The sequence below is a fragment of the Streptomyces sp. NPDC058457 genome (assembly GCF_042720695.1).
Lineage (GTDB): Bacteria > Actinomycetota > Actinomycetes > Streptomycetales > Streptomycetaceae > Streptomyces.
Genome location: NZ_JBHXLU010000048.1, coordinates 54,886 through 75,946, shown reverse-complemented (window position 1 = coordinate 75,946; position 21,061 = coordinate 54,886). Strand labels below are relative to the sequence as shown.

Sequence of the window (21,061 nt, the reverse complement as noted above, 5' to 3'; positions counted from 1 at the left end):
GGTGGGCCTGCCTCGGTCGGACGTTCGGGCCGGTGTCCGGCGTACGGGACCCGGTCGCGGGCGAAACGCCAGGCTCCCCCGCCGGGCCGCACGCACCGGCGGTGTCACGCCGCCCACTCGACGACAGCCCACGCTAACCGGCATCGGGCGCCGGCCCCGGATTCGATCCCGCTCAGCGGACACAGCCCATGACTCCCGCCACGGCACTTCCTAGGTTGCTCGCAGGGGTTTCCCGGCATCCCGGCCGTTACGGGCGGCGACGCCACTCCGCCCTCGGGCGTACGGCACACGAGAGGAGCGAACCATGCACACCGACTCGGCGTCGATCACCCGGCTCGTGGCGCAGCAGGAGATCACGGAGGTGCTGTACCGGTACTGCCGTGGTCTCGACCGCATGGACCGTGCACTCGCGGACACCGTCTGGCATCCCGACGGCACGGCCGACTACGGCCCCGCCTACCGGGGGACCGCCGCCGGCTTCCTCGACTTCGTCTGGCCGTACCACGCCCAGCTCGCCGGTCATTCGCACCTGGTCTCCAACCCGCTCGTCGACGTCGACGACGCGGCGGGAAAAGCTGCCAGCGAGACCTATGTGTCGGTGTGGCTGCGCACTCGCCCGGCCGACGGCCTCGTCACGGACCTTTTCCATCGCGGCCGGTACGTGGACCGCTGGTCACGCCGGGCGGGCGTCTGGGCCATCGACCACCGAGCCTACGTCGGTGACCTCTACCGCGAGGTGACGCTCTCGGCCGAGGCAACCGCGCCGCCCTCGGGACGCCGGGACGACACCGACCCCTCCTACGAGGTGTTCCGCTGACCTGACGGAGCGCAGCGCCTGGGCTCGCCCTGCGATGCAACCGGCACGCGTGCCGCGGCCGGCGTCCTCCGTCGCGCCCGAGTCCTCTCCGCCTTGCCCTGGTTCCCTCGCCCCCCGTTCAGGAAAGGCCCCGATGTCCACGTCACGCAATGACCAGATGACCCTTGTCGCGTTTCTCCAGGCCTCCAACGTGTCGGTGTATTCCGGTTCGTGGCGCTATCCCAGTGCGGCGGCGGACTACCTGGACGTGCGCTACTACCAGCGGATCGCACGCGTGCTGGAGGAAGGCATGTTCGACCTGATGTTCTTCGACGACCGGCTGGCGATGCCGACGATCTACGGCGACTCGCCGGCCGACGCCGTCCGCTACGGTGCGCGCCCCGTGAAGCTCGACCTGAGCACCGTGCTGGGCGCCGTCGCGGGCGCCACCGAGCACATCGGGCTGGGCGCGACCTATTCGACGACCTACTACCAGCCCTTCCATGTCGCACGGACGTTCGCCACCCTCGACCACCTCAGCGGCGGACGGGCCGCCTGGAACGTCGTGACCTCGGTGAACGACGCCGAAGCGCAGAACTTCGGCCTGGACGAGCACATCGAACACGACAAGCGCTACGACCGGGCCGAGGAGTTCGTCGAGGTCGTCTCGAAACTCTGGGACTCGTGGGAGGACGACGCCATCGTCGCCGACCGTACGGCCGGGATCTTCGCCGACCCGGAGAAGGTCCACGAAGTCGCCCACCGGGGTGAGTATTTCACCGTGCGCGGGCCCCTGACCGTGCCGCGTACCCCGCAGGGGCGGCCGGTGATCATCCAGGCCGGGCAGTCGGGCCGGGGCCGGCTGTTCGCGGCCAGGTGGGCCGACCTGATCTTCACCTCCGATCCCAGCCAGGAGATCGCGCGCGAGCACTACCAGGAGCAGAAGGACCTGGTCACCGAGGCCGGACGGGACGCGGACACCGTACGGCTGCTGCCCATGGTCTACACGATCGCGGGCGAGACGGAGGCGATCGCCCGGGAGAAGGAGGCACTATTCCTCGACGAACTCGTGCATCCCATGGCGTCGTTGACCCTGCTGTCCGAGGTCACCAACCACGACTTCGCGGGCCACTCCCTCGACGATGTCGTCACCGACGAACTCATCGACTCGGTGTCCGGGATCCGCGGCCTGGTCCAGGGGGTGCGGCGGCACCTCGGCGACCGCGAACTGACCCTGCGCATGCTGGCGAACCACCGGGCCACCCTGCTCCAGGGACCGCGGTTCGTGGGCACCGGGCCGCAGATCGCCCAGCAGATGCGGCAGTGGTTCGAGTCGCGCTCCTGCGACGGCTTCGTCCTGGCCGCCACCCACTTCCCCGGCGCCTTCGAGGACTTCGTCCGGCTGGTGGTGCCCGAACTCCGCCGCCTGGGGCTCGTCCGGAGCGAGTACACGGGCCGGACCCTGCGGGAGAACCTCTCCCTCGACCGCCCGGCGAACCTGTTCACGCAGGAACGGCACGACACACGCGCCTGACCGTGGACGAGACCCACCCGAGGAGAGACCAGGACACGATGAACACACCTCCCTTGCGACGCTCGGAACTGGCCACCCCCGCCTCCAACGACCACATGTTCGCCAAGGCGGCCGCCTCGGACGCCGACCTGGTCTTCCTCGACCTGGAGGACGCGGTGGCCCCGGCGCTGCGCGAACAGGCCCGGGGCAAGGCCGTACAGGCGCTCAACGAGTACGACTGGGGCAGCACCGTCCGTGCAGTGCGGATCAACGGGATCGACACCAGGTGGGCCCACGGGGACATCATCGAGGTGGTCGAAGGGGCCAGGGAGAACCTGGACACCGTCATCGTCCCGAAGGTCACGGCCGCCCGGGACGTCTGGTGGGTCGACGTGCTGCTGAGCCAGCTGGAGGAGAGACTCGGACTGGGCAAGCGGATCCGGCTGGAGGTCCTCATCGAGGACGTCGCGGGGGTCGCGCACGCCGAGGAGATCGCGACCGCGAGCACGCGTCTGGACGCCGTCATCTTCGGCGCGGGCGATCTGTCGGTGTCCCAGGGCGCCCGGGTGGACACCAACTTCCGTCCGCGTGAGCCGTACCCGGGCGACTTCTGGTACTTCGCGCGGATGCAGGTGCTCACCGCGGCGCGCATCGCGGGCATCGCGGCCATCGACGCCCCCTACCCCGACTTCCGTGACCCGGCCGGTTACGAGGAGGACGCACGGTCGGCGGCCTCCTTGGGGTTCAACGGCAAGTGGGCGATCCATCCTTCGCAGATCGGGATCGCGAACCAGGTCTTCCGGGCGACGGACGACGAAGTCGGCCGGGCCCGGCGGGTCCTGGAGGCGTACCGCGCCGCCGAGGCGGCGGGCCTGGGGGCGACCAGCGTCGACGGCCGGCTGGTGGACGCCGCGCATGTGAAGCTCGCGGAGGTCGTCCTCGCCCAGCACTCCGCCGTGACCGACTGACACAGGTAACGAAGGCCCTGCGGCATCTCCTCGGCAGGAGATGCCGCCCGGTGCCGTGGATCACGACGGGTCGTGCGAACTCAGTGGTAGAGCGAGAGGGGTACCCGGGCGACGATGCCGTCGACAGCGCCGCCCTCGCGCGCGTCCGACCAGGTGACGTAGGCGTACTTGCCGTGGATGAGAATCCGCGACCATTCGTCACCGCCGCTGCCGAGGAAGGTGTACGGCTCGCTCGTCCGGTTGGCCTTCACCGTTCGGGGGAAGGTCTTCCCGCCGTCGAAGGAGACCGTGGAGTAGGTGTCGACGAGCCCGTCGACCACGTGCCGCCACATGATGCCCAGCGTTCCCTTGGGACCGAACTCGATCCAGGGCTTCGAGGCCCCCGGTGCCGCGACCACGGTCGGACCGGTCCAGGTCTGGCCCGCGTTGTCGGTGACGTACACCTCCAGGTTGTCGCCCCGGGGCAGCAGGACCGCGAACCGGTTGGTCCTGGTGGGGTCGGCGGAGACCCAGGGGATCGGGTCCGACGCCAGGAGCCTGGTGTCCGGCACGAGGTCGCCCGAGGGCGGCGGCACCGGGTTTCCGTTGCTGTCGGTGACCGGGAAGGCGGTGTAGGTCTTCCCGTCGTCGCGGCTCACCTCGAACACGGGGTTCACGGGTTGGACCGAGACCCCGCCCACGACCACTTCGGAGGTCGCGGTGGCCAGCACGCCGTTGTGCACGGCGATCTGGTTGCCGAACGGTTGGTCCGGGAGTTCCTCGACCGGGGTCCAGGTCAGACCGTGGTCCTTGCTGACCGTTACGGCCGAAGGTCCGGGCTCTCCGACCGGGCTGGCGCCGACCGCGTAGACGTAGTCGGTGGCCGTGTCCACCCTCAGCCGGGGAGTGGCGGCGCGGACGGCCGGCGTGTCGACGGCGTGCGACCAGGTGCGGCCGCCGTCGGTCGACCGGGCGACACCGAGTGCGTTCGGGACCCCGTTGCAGGTACCGGTGATCGGTCCGGTCGGGTTGTCGGGGCAACCCAGCTGGTTCCAGGCGAGGTAGAAGATCCCCTTCGAGTCGACGGCCAGGTACGGGTCACCGCACTGGGGGTTGTCGCCGGCCGGCCAGGCCGTACGGGTCCATGTCCTGCCGCCGTCGGTCGAGAACGCGGCGTAGCACTCCACCCTCACGAGTGCGGCGCCGTTGACGATGTGGTCCGTCGACGCGTACACCAGGTTCTTCGGGTTCTTGGGGTTGACCGCGACGACCGGCTGCCCGTTCACCCGGTCCGGTGTGCCGGGGGTCGCGTCGACCTCGATGATGCCGCGAGACGAGGCCACGGGGCCGCTGTCGGCCGGACTTGCCTGCGCGCTGGTCACGAGGAAGGGCACGGCGACCATGGCGGCGAACAGGCCGGCGCCGAACACTCTCACCCCTCTCCTCACCCGCGCGTGGAACGACTTCCCGGGCGCCGTCACACGACGCGTTGCCCGGGGCCGTTCGGGTAACTGTGGGTCCGTACTCGATGGTTCGAAAAATCCGTGCAGTGATCTCATGCCTGCTCCCTTGAAGGACGTGATGCTCCTGCCTGCGTGGTGTGGATCGCGCCGCCCGGCACGAAGCAGACCTCGTCGCCGTCGAGGGCGAGTCGGCCGTAGTACGGGGCGGGGAAGTGGGCGGGAAAGAGGAACGCGTCTTCGTCCAGCGCCCGTCGCACGAGTACGCGCCGGGTGGCGACGGCCGTCTCCAGGTCGTCGCAGCCCGGCAGGTGAAGTTCGGGACGGGTCAGCTGGACGGGGTGGTGGAAGGCGTCTCCGGTGAAGTACGCCCGCACGCCCGCGGAGTCGAGCGCCAGCACCGCGTGACCGAGCGTGTGGCCGGGTGCGTGCTCGACGGCCAGGCTCGGCGAGATCTCGTACGGCAGCGGGACGACCCTGGCCAGACCCGCTTCGGCGACCGGACGTATGCACTCGTCGAACACGTTGGGGCTGAAGTCGTTGGAGTGCGGCGGCCTCGCCGTGTCCCACCGCCGGTATTCGTCCGCCGCGAACACGTACTCGGCGTTGGGAAACGTGGGCACCCATCTCCCCTCGCTCCGACGGGTGTTCCAGCCGCAGTGGTCGTGGTGGAAGTGGGTGCAGAAGACGATGTCGACAGCCTCGGGCGACACACCCGCCGCCGCGAGCCGGTCCAGATAGGGCACGTCCAGTCCGTCGAAGTAAGGCCCCCTGCCGGTACGGCCGTTGCCGGTGCACGGGTCGACCAGTACCGTGCGGCCGTCCACCCGCAGCACCCAACTGTGGTTGGAGAACTGGAAGTTCATCGTGGTCCGGTCCAGGAACCCGCTGGGCAGCGGGTCCACGCGCCGTGCGATGAAGGCCTCGTCACCGGTCAGGAAGGTCAGGGAGACCGGCAGGGTGTGCTCCTCGACCCGGTCGACCAGGGCATGGCCCAGGCTGAGTGTCCGCATGTCGTCATGCCTCCGGTGAATAGGTCGCCGGCCGTCAGCCGAGGCGCTCCCGTGCGTCGGCGGGAGACTGCCGCACGGCATCGCGCAGCAGGCCGGCGAGCCGGTCGGCGGGGAGCGGCGCACCGGGGCAGTCCAGAAACCACCTCATGACGTCCGCGCCCCCGGCCGGCCCCGCCGGGCGTTCGGGCAGGTACGGCTGGACGTAGACCGCCGTGTTCGGCTCGCTGCGCCAACTCTCCGACAGGGGACCCACGTCGACGGCGTCGTAGCCCAGGACGTCGAGCAGCCGGATCGTCTCCTCCTTGGCGGCGGCGCTGTCACCGGCCACGGGCAGCGCACTGCGGTCCGCGGCGCCGGTGGGCCGGGCCAGGATCTCCAGCCGACGGAAGTCGATGTTGTTGAACGCCTTGACCACCCGCGCCCCCGGAAGGTGACGCTGCACCAGCTCGCTGGAGGTCAGCTCGCGGGAGTCCAGCTCCGCGAGGGAGCCGTCCCGCTCGGGGTAGTAGTTCATGGTGTCCACCACGGTCTTGCCCGCGAGGGCGTCGACGGGCAGCCCCCGGAGCGCGCCGAGGGGGACGGTGGCCACCACGATGTCGCCCAGGCGCGCCGCGTCCGCCGCCGTGACGGCCCTGGCGCCCTCTCCCCACTGCGCCACCGTGTCGACGAGTGTCTCCGGGCCACGTGAGTTGCTCACGACCACGTCCAGTCCGGCGGCGAGCGCCAGCCGGGCCAGCGCCCCGCCGATCCGTCCGGCTCCGATGAGCCCGAGGGTCTTCGTCACTTGCCTGTTCCTTCCTTGCCGCCGTTCGGCGAGGGCCGAGCGGTGCATCAGTAGGCGATGGCGACGTGGAGGGCCGACTCGCGGTCGCCCGCCGTCTCGATCGCCTCGATGATCCGGTCGAGCTCGAAGGTGTGGGTGATGATGGAGGCGAGATCGAACCGTCCGCTCTCCATGATCTTCATGACGTCCACGACGTCCTCGGGCCGGTAGCCGCCCGGTCCGATGATCTCCTGCTCGCCGTAGGCCAGCCGGACCAGGTCGACGGCGACCGGCTTGGGGTGGACGGCTACCGCGCCGATGCGCGCGCCGGACTTCGCCATGGACTGGATGGTGGCGAACAGTTCGTCAGGTCCCGCCGCCTCGACGTAGATGTCGACGTCGGGGAAGGTCCCCATCAGGGTCTTCACCTCGCCGAACACCTCACCGGCTCGCCTGCGCAGGTCCTCCCGCGCGGAGTTGCAGGTCACGAATCCGAGTCCGGCGGCCTTCGCCAGACGGAAGTCGGACAGGTCCACCACCATGACCTCCGCGGCACCGAAGCTCTTCAGCGCCACCGCCGCGGCGATCCCGATCGTGCCGGCACCGAAGACGACGGCCTTCTCCCCCTGCCGCGGACGGCAGCGACGCACAGCGCGGTGGCCCACCGTGAAGGGCTCGATGAGCCCGGCGACAGATGTCGGGATCCCGTCGCCGACCTTGAACACCTGCTCACCCACACGGCAGTTCGGGACGAGGATGTACTCGGAGAACCCGCCCAGGCATCCGGCGCGGCTGGGGTCGCCCTTGGCCGTCAGGGGGTAGGGGTAGACGCGGTCGCCGACGGACAGGCCGGTCACCTCACTGCCCACCTCGGCGATCTCGGAAACGACTTCGTGGCCGAACTGCTCACCCTTCAGGATCTGGTGCGCCCCGGGACCGTGCCGGTAGACCGACACGTCCGAGCCGCAGATGCCGGCGTGCAGGTTGCGCAGCAGCACGTCCCGCGGACCGCAGGCGGGTGTCTCCAGCTCGGTGAGGGTGATGTCGAACGGTCCGTTGTAGATGGCGGATTTCATCGTGAGGTCCTTCCGGTCCGAAAGGGGGGCACCAGGTCTCCCCGTGGTGGTCGCCGCGAGGGTGCTGACTGCGCCGGGGAGTCACGGCTCGCGAAAAGCTAGGGCGGTGGGGCCGCACGCCGAGGCCGTTGTCCCGCTGGGCGGACTACTTTCTCCGCGGGCTCCGGGCCGGCACCGGCACGCTCAGTCGCCGCGCAGTGTCCCGGCCAGGCCCCCGTCGACCAGGACGTCGGTGCCGGAGATGAACGACGCCTGGTCGGAGGCGAGGAAGGCGACCACGCCGGCGATCTCGATCATCGTGCACTCACGGGCGAGCGGGGTCCTGACATAGAGGTCGTGTTTGACCGGACTGCGTGCGAACTCGAACGCCCCCATGGGGGTGGCGATGAGCCCTGGGGAGAGGCTGACGATCCGCGCCCCCCGCTGTCCCCACGTCCATGCCTCACGTCGGCACAGGGAGAGCAGACCGTGTTTGGAGAGTTGGTACGCCATCGCGGAGGTGCGCTCCTCCTCGCCGAGCGCCTCTTTGAGACGGGTCGGCGTCCGGGCGTCGTGCGGGTCGCGCAGTACGGCCTCGGCAGCGGGGCTCGGCTTGACGGTGTGCGCGGCGAGGGACGCGACGAGGATCGCCGCCGCGCCGGGCTCCGCGCAGGGCAGCAGCGCGCGCGTGACGAGTGCGGCTCCGGTGAGGTTGACCCGCACGATGCTCTCGAAGTCCGCCGCCGACGGGGAGACTCCGGCGACGTGCGCGAGCGCGGCGAAACCTCCTCGCCGCTTCACCTCTTCGGCAAGCTCCAGGACCGACTCCGGCCGCGTGATGTCACAGTGCACCGGCTCGGCGTCACCTCCCTCGTCGCGCATTCTCTGCGCGACCTCGTCCGCCCTGTCCTTGTCGATGTCCGCGATGAGCAGCCGATGCTTCTGGCCGAGCCGACGCGCCACCGCCGCGCCGAGGCCACCGGCGCCGACCACCACCGCGAGACTCCAGTCCGGCCGCTTGCTCGTCCCGAGTTCGTGCATGTCCACGCTCCGCCTTTCCAAGGCCCGGCAGCTCCGCCCGGACGCTTGCTGAGTGGTGGGTGTCCGGGGGCCGGTTCCGCAGTCGGCCGGGCACGTCCGCCGACGGCGCGCTCATCACCCGGTGGCACCCGACGGGGAGGGGGGAGGCACATCCCCGCCGGGGCAGGGTGCCGACGGCCAGTGTGGTCACCGTCGTGTCCGGTGGGTCCCGTGACGACCGGTGACCGGAACGGTTTTCCGGGCCGGGCACCACGTCACCGGGCCGGACCACACGCCGCCGGTCACCGTCAGGGCACGTGTGCCCCGCCCTTGGCGGAGGACCGGTGAGAGGGGTAACAGAGACCGAATCCATGGCGGTAGAGGGGGTGTTCCAGGTCGTACGGCAGGTCGGGCTGCTGCGCGAGGACCGAGGCCGGTGTGGCGGGCAGGTCGAAGGGGAGCCGGCCCTCGGGACAGGCCCTGCCGGTCAGGACGTCAAGGAGGGCTTCCTCGGACAGGCCGAAGTGCGCCACGAGGCCGGTCACCTTGTCGCGGATGTTCGTGAGGATGGCGGGGCGGTCGAGCTGGACGGCCGCGATCGAGGGAATCCCGGCCGCTTGCACGGCGCGGACCGCCTGGTAGTCGGCGTTGGTGTCCTTGTAGTCCAGGTCGGCGAGGTGTTCGCCCGATCTGGGGGTCTGGAGCAGCAGGACGGCGAGATCGGCCTCGGCGGGGTCGGCCACCGGTGTCAGTCCGTACGCGGTCAGCGCGGCAGCGGAAAGTCCGTATCCGTAGACCTTCGTGGGGGATCCACTTGTGATCTTGAGGGGCAGAATGCCGTCGAGGTTCTGGAGAAGCACCATGGAACGGTGCTGGGCCCGGCGCGGGGTGGGCGTCGGGCCGGTGGCGGCCACGGCGGCCGACGGCACCGCCGCCACACCCGCGGCCGCTGCCGTGGCACCCATCAGTCTGAGTAACTCGCGTCTGTTCGGTCCTGGAACACTCTCCGCCACGACAGCTCCTTCGACGTACGAGAAGGACCGCCCGTCCTGGCGGCCCACCTACGTGTCCTGAAGCGGGAAGTGGCACGCGACATACTGGTCCCCGCGCACCTCCCGCACCTGCGGCTCGCTGACCGCGCATCGCTCCTCCGCCCTCGGGCACCGGGTACGGAACCGGCACCCCGACGGAGGCGCCAGGGGTGAGGGGACGTCCCCGTCGAGAGCGGGTCCGGCGAACCCGCGGTCGGAGTCGATCAGCGGAACCGAGTCGAGCAGGGCCCTGGTGTACGGGTGGGCGGGCCGCTCGTACACCAGGTCGGCGTCACCGAACTCGCACACCTTGCCCAGATACATCACCATGACGTCGTCGCTGACCGCACGGACGACGCTGAGGTCGTGCGCGATGAACACGACGGTCAACTCGTAGGCGGCCTTGATGTCCTCGATCAGGTTGAGCGTCTGGGCCTGCACGGAGACATCGAGGGCCGACACCGGCTCGTCGCAGATCAACAGCTTCGGTTTCAGCGCCAGGGCCCTGGCTATGGCGACCCGCTGCGCCTGACCTCCGGACAGCTGACGAGGCATCATCTCCGCGAACCGTGCCTCGGAGAGCCCCACTTGAGCGAGTACGGTGGCCGCCCGCTCGGTTCGCTCGGCGACCGGCATACCTCCGATCACCAGGCCTTCCTCGACCACGTCCCGGACCCTGCGGCGTGGGTTCAGCGAGGCCACCGGGTCCTGGAAGACCATCTGCATGTCGCGTCGGAGCGTGCGCATCCGCTGTGGGCGGACCTGGTCGATGCGCTCGCCGTCGAACTCGATCGTGCCGCCGGTCGCGTGGTCCAGGCGCAGCACGGCCCGGCCCGTGGTGGACTTGCCGCAGCCCGACTCGCCGACGATGCCGAGCGTCTCGCCGGGCAGGACGTCGAAGCTGACCCCGGACACCGCCTGCACGGCCCCGGCGTCGGTGGCGTACTCGACGACCAGGTCCCGTACGGTCAACAGGGCGCCGTCACCTCGGAGATGGGCGTTCCCGCTACCGGCCATCGTGGCCCCCCGTCACCGGCGGTGTGCCGGGCACGTCGACCGGAACGCAGCACGCGACCCGGTGGTCGTGTCCCACGGAGGTCATGACGGGCCCCGGTACACCGCACTCGGTCCGTACCGCGGTGCAGCGGGGTCCGAATCGGCAGCCCGCCGGCGGTGCGACGGGATCCGGCAGTGTGCCGGGGATCAGGCGCAACGGGGTGTGCCGTTCGTGGTCGATCGTGGGAACCGCCTCCAGCAGGGCGTGGGTGTACCGGTGGCGCGGTGCCGTGAACACAGCGCGCGTCGCCCCGACTTCGGCCAGGCGGCCCGCGTACATCACGGCCGTACGGTCGGTGCGTCCGGCGACCACGGCGAGGTCGTGGCTGATCAGCATGAGGGCCGTGCCCCGGTCCCGCTGAATGCGGCGCAACAGGTCGAGGACCTGGCGTTGGACGGTCACGTCCAACGCCGTCGTCGGCTCGTCCGCGATGACCAGGTCGGGTTCACACGCCAGCGCGATGGCGATCATCACACGCTGGCGCATGCCCCCGGACAGTTCGTGCGGATAGTTGCGCAGCCGACGCTCCGGGTCGGGCACGCCCACCTCGACGAGGAGGTCGACGGCCCGCCCCCGCGCCTCGGCGCGCCCGACGCCGAGGTGCCGGCGCATGCCCTCGGTGAGCTGCCGTTCCACCCGTACGACCGGGTTGAGCGACCTCCCCGGGTCCTGGAGCACCATGGCGACCTGGGCGCCCCAGATCTTCCTGCGCTCGCTCTGGGACAGTGTGAGCAAGTCCCGTCCCCGGAAGAGAATGTGACCGCTGCACCCCGCGCCCCGTGGCAGCATGCCCATGACCGCCTTCGCCGTCACCGACTTGCCGGAACCCGACTCCCCCACGACGCCCAGCGCCTGTCCGTGCCCGATCGTGAGGGAGACGTCGTCGACGGCCCGTACGACACCGCGCGGCGTCCCGATGTGGACCCGGAGATCGCGGACTTCGAGGATCGGGTCGATCGAGTCGGTCGGGTCGGCCCGGTCGGCCGGGTCGCCTAGTGCTTGATCCACAGGTCCTCCGGAAGGAGCGAGCCGAACCCGTACTGGGTGAGGCCGCCGACGTTCTTGCCTGAGATCGCGCTGCCGGCGCTGCGCAGGATCCAGAGCATGGGGCGCAGTGCCACGAGCCGCCGCTGCACGGTCTCGTAGGCGGCCTTGCGGTCCGCGACGGTGGTCGCCGTGCGGCCCTTCAGCAGGGCCTGGTCGAGCTGGGCGTCGTTGATGCCCGTCATGTTGGTCGGCGAGTCGCCCTGGAACGCGGTCCAGAGCCTGGGCTCCGGGTCGTTGAAGGCGGCGGACGACACCACGGCGTCGAAGTCGTGCGAGGTCTGGAGGGGAATGAACTCCGCGTAGTCGACCACCTTGATCTTCATGGTGACGTTCTTGAACCTGCTGAGCTGGGACTGGATCGACTCCGCCTGGGCCTTGTTCTCCGTCGACGCGGTGGTGGTGAAGGTGAACGAGACGGGCTTGCCGTCGGCCGCGATCTCGTTGAACAACTTCTGCGCGGCGGCCGCGTCGGGCTTGCCCACCGGGATGTCGGTGTAGAAGGGCGAGGACTTGCGGAACACCGTGTCGACGGTCTCGCCCGTCCCGTCGTACACCGAGGCGTTCAGGGCGTTGAAGTCGATGGCGTCGGACAGCGCTTCGCGGGCCCGGATGTCGTTGAACGGCGCACGCCGGGTGTTGAGGGCGAGGTAGGTGCCACCGCTGAGCGGGGACGTCGTGGTCGGCAGCCCCGCGTCGGACGCCTTCTTCAGGTTCTCCCAGTTCTGTTCGACGGCAAGGTCGGCACCGCCGCTGATCACGGTGTTGACGCGCTGTGTCGCGTCGAGGGCGACCGTCAGGGTGAGCTGGTTCAGGTAAGGCTTGGGCGCGTCCCAGTACTTGGGGTTCTTCACGAGCACCATGGCGTCCTGGCGGCGCCACTCCTTCAGCGTGTACGGTCCGGCGCCGACGGGGTGTGCGTCGTAGGCCTTCGCCCCCTTGCCGAGCGCGGCCGGTGAGGCGATCCAGTTCATGGACGTGGTGACGATGGACTGGGCGAACTGCGCCATGGGCTCTGCCAGAGTGACCTTCAGCGTCGTCGCGTCGACGGTCTTCGTCGACGTCACCAGCGAGGCATCGGCCTGGTACGGAGACGCGGTGGCCGGGAGGCGCATGCGGTCCCAGTCGTACTTGACGGCGGCGGCGTCGAGCGGGGTGCCGTCGGAGAACGTCAGCCCGTCACGCAGCTTCAGCTCGAAGGTCTTCCCGCCGTCCGAGGAGCTGAAGGACTTGGCCAGGGAGCCGCGGATCTTCCCGGACTGGGGATCGTCCGTGAGCAGGGTGCCGTAGAGCGCGTTGCCGACGATGGCGCCGCTGACGAAGTTGTTGCCCATCTGCGCGGGATCGAGGGTACGGAGTTCGCTGAGGGTGAGGACGCGGGCGGACCCGCCGGCGACCGGCTCGCCCGTCGCCCCGGTCGATCCCCCGGTGCTCTTCCCACCGCCGCCGCCCCCGCAGGCACCGAGCAGGAGTGCCGCGGTGGTTGCGGCAATCGTGGTGAAGTACCTTCTACGGATCATCGTTGACCCCTTGTCGTGGACGTTCGGGAAAGCCGGCCGGCCCGAGGCGGGCACAGGCCGGACCGCGTCAGTCGTGCAGACCGCGGTCGAACCGGTGCCGCAGGTGGTCACCGGCCTGGTTGAGGGCGAACACGGTCAGGAAGATGAACGCGGTGGGCACGAAGACGAGGTGCGGGTGGTCACCGACGGAGTCCTTGCCGTCGGAGATCATTCCGCCCCAGCTCGGTGAGGGGGGTGGGATGCCCATGCCGAGGAAGCTCAGTGACCCCTCCGCCACGATCAGCGCGGCCATCACGACGGGCAGGTAGGCGCCCAGCGAGGGCAGCAGGTTGGGCAGGATCTCCCGCGCCAGGACGCGCCGCCTGCTCGCGCCCATGTTGCGGGCGGCGGTGATGAACTCGCGGGAGGCCCAGGACAGCGTGTTGGCTCTGGCCAGCCGGACGAAGGTCGGGACGACCAGCAGGGTCAGCCCGATGAGGATGGTCGACACGCTGGGGGTGAGGACGGCGGCCAGCGCGAGCAGGAGGATCAGCGGCGGGAACGCGAGCATCGCGTCCGCGATCAGTCTGATCACCGAGTCGGTACGGCCGCGGAGATATCCGGCGACCATGCCGAGTGCGGTCCCCACGGCCGAGCCGATCAGACCCGCACCGGCTCCGACCAGCAGCGAGACCCGAGCGCCGTAGACACAGCGGGACAGCAGCGAGCGGCCGAGCTGGTCGGTGCCGAGCAGCAGGTCGAGCGAGTGGAGGCTCGGCGTCTGCCGGGGCAGGCCTACAGGACGGTCGTAGGGCGCCAGCGGGAGGACGTCGGCGAACACGGCCGCGAGGACGATCACGGCGAGCCAGGTGTAGGCGATCCCGACGAGGATCGACCGTCTGCGGTGCACGGCCGGGACGGAGGGCTCCGTCCCGTCGCCGTCGCCGTCGCCGGTCCCGGTGTCCGGTCCCGTCGTGACGGTGCGCTGCACGCTCGTCATGCTGCGGCCGCCTTTCTGACCCGCGGATCCAGCCACTGGTAGCTGAGGTCGACCAGGGTGTTGACGAGGACGTACACCACGACGACGAAGACCACGATTCCCTGGACCGAGACGAGGTCCCGGGAGACGATCGAGGAGACGACCAGTTGGCCGAGGCCGGGCAGCGAGAACAGGATCTCGACGACGACGGTCCCGCCGATCAGCCGGCCGAGGTTGATGCCGGCCAGTGTGATCAGGGAGAACGACGACGGCCGCAGCGCGTGGCGGAACATGACGTAGGCGGGGCTCATCCCCTTGGCCCGGGCGGCGGCGATGAAGTCCTCCCGCAGGGTGGAGATGAGATCCGCCCGCAGCGCCCGGTGGAAGGCCGCGATCTCGGTCAGGGCGATCGACACGGCCGGGAGCAGGGCGCCACGCAGGTTCGCTCCGAGGCCGTCGGTACTGACCCGGGCCCATCCGCTGACGGGGAGCCAGCCCAGCTTCAGCGAGAAGAAGTAGATGAGCACGGGTCCCGCGATGAAGGCCGGCACCGACAACAGCACCGACGAGAGGGCCGTGGCCCCGCGGTCCGCCCCGGACCCTTCCCGCGCCGCGGAGACGACAGCCAGGAGCACGGCGACGACCAGGGACAACGTCAGTGCGATGGCCGCGAGTTCCAGTGTCACGGGCAGTCGGGACAGGACCGCGTGCATGACCGATTCGCTGGTGACCGGCGAGGTGCCGAGATCGCCCGTGACGGCATGTCGGAGCCAGTCGATGTACTGATGCCAGAGGGGCTGGTCCATGCCGAGTCTGGCGTTCAGTTTCGCGACCGCCGCCGGTGTCGCGGTCTCCCCCAGAATGACGGAGGCGGCTGATCCCGGCGCCAGACTCAGCAGCGCCACGGAGCCCATCGTGACCAGGATGATCACGACCAGGCTGCGAAGGACCCGTCTCGCGGTGGTGAGCACCATGCGACTCGCTTCCTTGGGAGGCATAGGTGACGTGTGGTCGTCCGGTGAGGCGTGCGGCTGCCGCCGCGGTGGGTGTGATCGGTGCGGGCGGCGGTCGGCAACCGGCCGGGAGTCGGCTCGTTCACGTACCGCCGCACCGGGGTTGGCGCGATGGGAGCTCAGCATGGTGACTGGCCTGATCCGGTTGGCGGCGCGTGTCCGCTCAACGGAACAGATTGTCGGCACCGCCGCGTCCGCCCACGCGGCCCCGACGCGGCCCCGACGCGCGCGGAACGCCGGGGCCCGCCCGACGGATCAGTGCGCCGCGACCACGGGCTGCGTGCGAGGCTGCTCCGCCGCAGCCGCCTGCCCCTTCCTCCGCTTGTCGTGACGGCGCTCACGGCGCGTCTCCACCATGGTGTAGAGGGTGGGGATCAGCACCAGAGTGAGGAGTGTGGAGCTGATCAGGCCGCCGATGACCACGACTGCAAGGGGCTCGGAGATGAATCCGCCCGCCTCGGTGATGCCGAGCGCCATGGGGATCAGGGCGAAGATCGTGGCGAGGGCCGTCATCACGATGGGCCGGAGTCGGCGCAGTCCGCCCTCGACCACTGCCTGGCCGATACTCATGCCCTGCTCGCGGTACTGGTTGACCAGGTCGACGAGGACGACGGCGTTGGTGACCACGATCCCGATCAGCATCAGCATGCCGATCAGTGAGGCGAGGCCGAGCGAGGTGCCGGTGATCAGCAGCAGGAGGATCGCACCGGTCGCGGCGAACGGGATGGAGACGAGCAGTACCAGCGTCTGCCGGATGCTCCGGAACACCCCGATCAGCAGCAGGAACACCAGGGCGATCGCGGCGACCATCGCCAGACCGAGCTGGGCGAACGCCTCGCTCTGGTCGCTGGTGACACCGCCCATGGTGTAGGTGGCGCCCGCCGGCAGGTCCACCTTGTCCAGGGCGTCCTCGACGGCGGAACTGGCCGCGCCCGTGTCGTCGCCGACGGGGACGGCGGAGACGGTGGTGGTCTGCTGCCCGTCGGTCCGGGTGCGCTCGGCCGGAGCCTCGGTACGGGTGATCGTGGCGACGTCACCGAGCTGCACGGAGCCCGCCTGCGTGGGGATCTCCAGCTTGTGCAGCGCCGCCGGCGAGTCGGGGGTGCTGCCTGATGCCTGGATGACGACGTCGCTCTGCTCGCCGTCGACGACCACTTGCGCGGCGGTCGTGCCCCGGAGGGCCTGGTTCACCGCGGAGGCCAGGGTGGCTCCGGTCAGACCGTACTCGGCCGCTGCCTCGCCCTTGGGGACGACGCTGATCTGCGGAGCGCTCTCGGCGAGGTCGCTGGTGACCTGGGTGACCTGGTGAACCTTGTCCAGCGCCTGCTGGATCCGGTCGGTCGCGGTGCGCAGCACGGCGGAGTCGTCGGCCTGGACCGTGACCTGGACGTCGCTGTCACCACCCACGCCGCCGCTCGCCGCGAAGGCGAAGTCCCCCGCGCCGCTCAGCTTGTCGAGCCGCTTCTCCAGGTTCGTCTGCAGACTGCCCGCGTCGACGCCGTCGTCGAGCACGATGGTGTACGTCGCGGTCGACGCCCCGGTGTCGCTGACGCTGCTGGAGCCGCTGTTGCCGAGGCTTCCGGCGGTCACCTGGTAGACGGAGACGCCGTCCGTGCCGGCGATGATCTTCTCCACCCGGCGGGAGGCCGCGTCCGTGGCGGCCAGGCTGCTGCCCGGCGACAGCGTCTGGGTCAGCCGCAGGCTGGTGGCGCCGGACCCGCCGAGGAAGCTGGTCTTCAGCGCGGTCGTCATGGCCAGGGTGAGCACCAGCAGGGCGAGCGCACCGGCCAGTACCGTCTTGCGGCGGCGCAGCGACCACGTGATCACCGGCAGGTACCAGCGCTGCAGACGGCCGTTGCGCTCCTCGGCCTCGACCCGCCTGCGGTACTCCTCGGGATCGACGGAGCCCGCGTCGGCGGGCGGTTTGAGGAACCAGTACGCCAGCACCGGCACGATGGTCAGCGACACCACCAGCGAGGCCAGCATGGCCACCGTCACGGTGACGGCGAAGGGACCGAACAGTTCGCCCACCATGCCCGAGACGAAGGTGATCGGCAGGAAGACGGCGACCGTGGTGAGGGTGGACGCGGTGACGGCGGAGGCCACCTCGCGCACAGCGCCGATGACGGCGTGGTCGCGGTCCTCGCCGTAGGCGAGGTGGCGCTTGATGTTCTCCAGTACGACGATCGAGTCGTCGACGACCCGCCCGACGGCGATGCTGAGGCCGCCGAGGGTCAGCATGTTGAGGCTGTAGTCGCGGGACCACAGCACGATCAGCGCGATGACGAGGGACAGCGGGATCGAGATCGCCGTGACGAGTGTGGAGCGGGCCGACCGCAGGAACAGGACGATCACGAGGACGGCCATGACCAGGCCCAGGAGACCCTCCTTGAGCAGTCCGTGCACGGAGCTGCTCACCTGGGGACCGGCGTCCGAGACCACCGTCAGCCGGGTGTCGTCGCCGAGCTTCTTCTCCAGGCCTGGGATGAGTCCGCGGACGTCCTCGGAGATGGATGCGGCGCTGCCGTCGTGGTCCATGGTGACGCTGATGCCCAGGCTGGGCCTGCCGTCGGTGCGGGTGAGTGAGGTGGCCGCGGCGTAGCCGAGCTTTACCGAGGCGACGTCCCGCAGCTGGACGGGGGCGGAGGCACCGCTCGCGGAGTTCGCGGGCGGAGACACCCACAGCTTCCTGATCGCGTCCAGGCTCGTCGCGTTCTCAGCCACGGAGACACTCAGTGACTGCTTGTCGCCGCTGACCGAACCCGCGGCGTGCGTCCCCAGATCGGACAGGGCCGTGGAGAGGTCCTGTGTGGTCAGGCCGGCCCCGCTCATCGCCGCGGTGTCCGGCGTCACCGTGACGACCCGGTCGCGTGCGCCGGACACGGTGACGTCGTTGACGCCGTCGACGTTCCTCAGTTCCGGGACGGCCTCGTCGTCCAGGGCGGTCGCCAGGACCTTCTGGGACGCGCCGGAGGTGGCGGCGAGGACGATGGTCGGCTGGTCGTCCGTGCTGCCGGTCATCACCTCGGGGTCCACCCCGTCGGGCAGTTGGGCCGAGATCCTCGACACCGCCTGTTGCGCCTTCTGGGCGGTGTCGTCGATGTTCGCCTCGAAGTCGAGCTGGAGGACCACCACAGCAGAGCCCCGGCGGGAGGTCGAGGAGACGCTCTCCACACCGTCCAGGGTCTTGACCGCGTCCTCGATGGGCACGGCGACCTGGTTCTCGACCACTTCGGGAGAGGCACCGGCGTACGTCGCGGCCACCGTGACCATCGGGAACGACAGGTTGGGGATCAACTGTTGCTTGATCGACGGGATGGCGTAAACGCCGAGAGCGACAACGAGAAGGGTGAACAGCGCCGCCAGTTTTCGGTTGGCGATGCTGATCCTGGTCAGCCAGGACATCGGCGTGATTCTCATTCCGTAGGGCCGGGAGGTTACGACGCCCCCCGTTGGGGCGCACCCTCACCCTGGTGGCCGTGCCCCGGCTTCGGCGTCGCTCTCACGCATGGACCCTGGCTACCGCCCGCGCGGTACCGCGGCCGGTGCCTACTGCGTGGGCGGATGGCCGCCCGGCTTCACCAGACCGCACTCGTAGGCGATGACCACGAGTTGCGCACGCTCACTGACTCCCAGTTTGGTCATGGCCCGGTTGATGTGCGTCTTCACGGTGTACCGGCTCAGCCGGAGGCTCTGGGCCATGTCCTCGTTGGACAGGCCCTTGGCCGCGAGGGCGACCATCTCCCGTTCGCGTGGCGTGAGTTCGGCGAGTCGGCCGGGGACGGCCGGAAGCGGTGTGTGCTGCTGTTCCCGGAACCGCTTCACCAGGGCGACCGACGCCGTGGCCGAGAGCACCATGTCCCCCCTGGTCACCGTCTCGATGGCGGCAAGCAGCTCGGGCGGGTCGGTGCCCTTGCCGATGAAGCCGTTGGCACCACCCAGCATCGCCTCGGCGACGTACTGCTCGGTCTCGAACGTGGTCAGCACGAGGATCTTCACGCCGGCGAGCGAGGAGTCCTCGCGAATCGAGCGCGTCGCCTGGAGTCCGTCGGTCCGAGGCATCCGGATGTCCATGAGCACCACGTCGGGTACGTGGGCGCGTACCAGCGCCAGGGCCTCGTCGCCGTCCGAGGCTTCTCCGACGACCTCGTACCCCGGGCTGTAGTCCAGCAGCAGCCGGAGGGTGCCGCGCAACAGGGTCTGGTCGTCGGCCAGGACCACCCGGATCGTCACCGCGCCACCGTCTCGGCAGCGGCCAGGGGCTGCACACGTCCGGTCTCATGGAACGGCAGGACAGCCGTCACCAGGTAGCCGCCGCCGTGGACGGGGCCGGCCTCGCACGTTCCCCGTACGGCCGCCGCGCGTTCCTTCATGGACAGCAGTCCCCGGCGTGTCCCCTCCCCCGCGACGTGGGTCGACCGCGGGGAGGGGCCGTTCCGCACGTTCAGCACCAAGGCTTCGGCCCCCCAGCACAGCTCGACCTCAGCCGTGTCGACGTGGGCATGCTTCTGCACATTCGTCAGGGCCTCCTGGAGAATGCGGAAGGCCGTGACCTCCACGGTCGCGGACGGTCTGCCCGGTTCACCACGCTGCCGCACGTCCACCTGGAGCCCGGCGAGCTCGAACGACCTGGTGAGGTCGTCCAACAGGGAAAGGCCCGGCATGGGCTGGTGGGCGAGCGCCGCCTCGGTGCCCTGACCGAGCGCGCCGACCGTGGTGCGCAGTTCCTGCAGGGCGACCTTGGCACCGTCGCGGATCTGCTCCAGCAGGCCGTCCGGACGCGGCACGCCGGCGTTTTCCAGATGCACGCCGACACCCGCCTGCGCATGGATCAGCGTCAGCTGGTGGGCGACGATGTCGTGGAGGTCGCGGGAGATCCGGACCCGTTCCTCGGCGACCTGCCGCGCGGCTTCCTCGGCCCGTGTCCGCTCGGCCCGCTCCGCCCGCTCGCGCAGGGCCGCCACGACGGCACGCCTGCTGCGCACGGCGTCACCGACCGCCGCCGCGGCGACGATCCACGCGGCCGCACCGAGCCGCTGCGCGTTGACGGGCAGCTCGGACTGGAACGCGAGCAGGGTCACCGCAACCCAGGCCGCCGCCAGGGCGGCGGTCGCCCACGCACCACGCCGGCCAGTCCGCAGGGCGACCGTGTAGACGGCCACCTCGATGGCCGGGAGCATGACGTCGAGAAGGCTGCCCGCGGCCTGGTTCACGACCGACAGCACCAACACCACGGCGAGGGTCGGAACGGGAGCGCGGCGCCGCAAGAGCAGCGCGCAACTGCCGGCGACGATGAGGAGTACATGTCCGGCGTCGAGTCCGCGGAGATCGCCCCGGTCGATCACCAGAAGGGTGAGCAGTCCAAGTACGGCAGTGATCACCGCAGGCATCCACGATGTCACGGCAGGGCGCCGCATCGCGCGTACGTTCGGAATACCTGCATTCACCTTTGAAGGGTAGAGGGAGGGCGGCAGGCTCACGTCCCGCACCTGCAGCAGTCGATGTACTGCGATCGCGGTACCCGGAGCCGGTGGCGCCGCCCGCAGGGACAGCACCGGACGGGCGCCGGGCATGCCACAGCCTGTAACCGAGCACGCGGACGGGGTGGCGCGGTCGCGGCGCGCCGGCCGACGCGGTGACAGGATGCGATGGGCGAACACGGTCGGCCGCCCGGTCATGGGTTCGGCTCCGGGGCCGGCTTGGCACGGCCCCATTTTTCGCGGTGCGCTCCTGACGTCCGTAGCACCTGGGCGACCGTGGTGTTCCCAAGTTCACGTTCCACTGAGCGGGCATCTCTCGGCTCAGGCCTGTCGTCGCCGATCACACTGCTGGCACGAGCGGGGGTCCGGTCGACGCCTGTCCCACCATTTC

The 21,061-nt window shown here is 70.1% G+C and carries 17 protein-coding genes; 3 read left to right on the top strand and 14 right to left on the bottom strand.

The genetic code is table 11. The annotated features are described in order from the left end of the window. The first annotated feature begins 304 nt into the window (after positions 1-304). From ACFWPS_RS31445 to ACFWPS_RS31435, 3 genes are all read left to right on the top strand, one after another. On the top strand, positions 305-817 hold the full coding sequence (locus ACFWPS_RS31445) for a nuclear transport factor 2 family protein (RefSeq protein ID WP_383711032.1): 513 nt from the start codon (positions 305-307) through the stop codon (positions 815-817). Between the two features lie 133 nt (positions 818-950). Continuing rightward, positions 951-2,330, top strand: a complete 1,380-nt coding sequence (locus tag ACFWPS_RS31440; RefSeq protein ID WP_383711030.1) for an LLM class flavin-dependent oxidoreductase — start codon at positions 951-953, stop codon at positions 2,328-2,330. A gap of 38 nt (positions 2,331-2,368) precedes the next feature. Beyond that, positions 2,369-3,277: an HpcH/HpaI aldolase/citrate lyase family protein gene (locus tag ACFWPS_RS31435; RefSeq protein ID WP_383711028.1), complete on the top strand. Its 909-nt coding sequence runs from the start codon at positions 2,369-2,371 to the stop codon at positions 3,275-3,277. Positions 3,278-3,357: 80 nt separating this feature from the next. On the opposite strand, the gene ACFWPS_RS31430 is transcribed toward ACFWPS_RS31435, so the two are convergent. From ACFWPS_RS31430 to ACFWPS_RS31365, 14 genes are all read right to left on the bottom strand, one after another. Further along, positions 3,358-4,692, bottom strand: a complete 1,335-nt coding sequence (locus ACFWPS_RS31430; protein ID WP_383711025.1) for a sialidase family protein — start codon at positions 4,690-4,692, stop codon at positions 3,358-3,360. 119 nt (positions 4,693-4,811) lie between these two features. After that, entirely contained in the window at positions 4,812-5,729 is a 918-nt protein-coding gene (locus tag ACFWPS_RS31425) for an MBL fold metallo-hydrolase (RefSeq protein WP_383711022.1), read from the bottom strand. A 34-nt stretch (positions 5,730-5,763) separates the two neighbouring features. After that, the gene (locus ACFWPS_RS31420; protein ID WP_383711019.1) at positions 5,764-6,513 is read right to left on the bottom strand and encodes an NADPH-dependent F420 reductase; all 750 of its coding nucleotides are present in this window, start codon (positions 6,511-6,513) and stop codon (positions 5,764-5,766) included. Between the two features lie 47 nt (positions 6,514-6,560). Then, complete coding sequence (locus ACFWPS_RS31415; protein ID WP_383711016.1) at positions 6,561-7,568, bottom strand: zinc-binding dehydrogenase; 1,008 nt, start codon at positions 7,566-7,568, stop codon at positions 6,561-6,563. Positions 7,569-7,751: 183 nt separating this feature from the next. After that, positions 7,752-8,588: an SDR family oxidoreductase gene (locus tag ACFWPS_RS31410; protein ID WP_383711014.1), complete on the bottom strand. Its 837-nt coding sequence runs from the start codon at positions 8,586-8,588 to the stop codon at positions 7,752-7,754. 287 nt (positions 8,589-8,875) lie between these two features. Continuing rightward, positions 8,876-9,532 carry a glycoside hydrolase family 3 C-terminal domain-containing protein gene (locus tag ACFWPS_RS31405; protein ID WP_383711012.1) on the bottom strand — a complete coding sequence of 219 codons (657 nt, stop codon included), beginning with the start codon at positions 9,530-9,532 and terminating at the stop codon, positions 8,876-8,878. A 96-nt stretch (positions 9,533-9,628) separates the two neighbouring features. Continuing rightward, positions 9,629-10,570: an ABC transporter ATP-binding protein gene (locus ACFWPS_RS31400; protein ID WP_383711009.1), complete on the bottom strand. Its 942-nt coding sequence runs from the start codon at positions 10,568-10,570 to the stop codon at positions 9,629-9,631. Between the two features lie 34 nt (positions 10,571-10,604). Then, on the bottom strand, positions 10,605-11,663 hold the full coding sequence (locus ACFWPS_RS31395; RefSeq protein WP_383711007.1) for an ABC transporter ATP-binding protein: 1,059 nt from the start codon (positions 11,661-11,663) through the stop codon (positions 10,605-10,607). Then, positions 11,648-13,219: an ABC transporter substrate-binding protein gene (locus ACFWPS_RS31390; protein WP_383711004.1), complete on the bottom strand. Its 1,572-nt coding sequence runs from the start codon at positions 13,217-13,219 to the stop codon at positions 11,648-11,650. The genes ACFWPS_RS31395 and ACFWPS_RS31390 overlap by 16 nt, the downstream gene beginning before the upstream one ends. A 67-nt stretch (positions 13,220-13,286) precedes the next feature. Further along, entirely contained in the window at positions 13,287-14,198 is a 912-nt protein-coding gene (locus ACFWPS_RS31385; protein ID WP_383711001.1) for an ABC transporter permease, read from the bottom strand. Next, positions 14,195-15,151, bottom strand: a complete 957-nt coding sequence (locus ACFWPS_RS31380) for an ABC transporter permease (protein WP_383710999.1) — start codon at positions 15,149-15,151, stop codon at positions 14,195-14,197. Before ACFWPS_RS31380 ends, ACFWPS_RS31385 begins: the two co-directional genes overlap by 4 nt. Before the next feature lie 294 nt (positions 15,152-15,445). Next, the gene (locus ACFWPS_RS31375; protein WP_383710996.1) at positions 15,446-18,595 is read right to left on the bottom strand and encodes an efflux RND transporter permease subunit; all 3,150 of its coding nucleotides are present in this window, start codon (positions 18,593-18,595) and stop codon (positions 15,446-15,448) included. A 144-nt stretch (positions 18,596-18,739) separates the two neighbouring features. Beyond that, the gene (locus ACFWPS_RS31370; protein ID WP_383710994.1) at positions 18,740-19,423 is read right to left on the bottom strand and encodes a response regulator; all 684 of its coding nucleotides are present in this window, start codon (positions 19,421-19,423) and stop codon (positions 18,740-18,742) included. After that, positions 19,420-20,571 carry a sensor histidine kinase gene (locus ACFWPS_RS31365; protein WP_383710991.1) on the bottom strand — a complete coding sequence of 384 codons (1,152 nt, stop codon included), beginning with the start codon at positions 20,569-20,571 and terminating at the stop codon, positions 19,420-19,422. Before ACFWPS_RS31365 ends, ACFWPS_RS31370 begins: the two co-directional genes overlap by 4 nt. Positions 20,572-21,061: the final 490 nt, after the last annotated feature.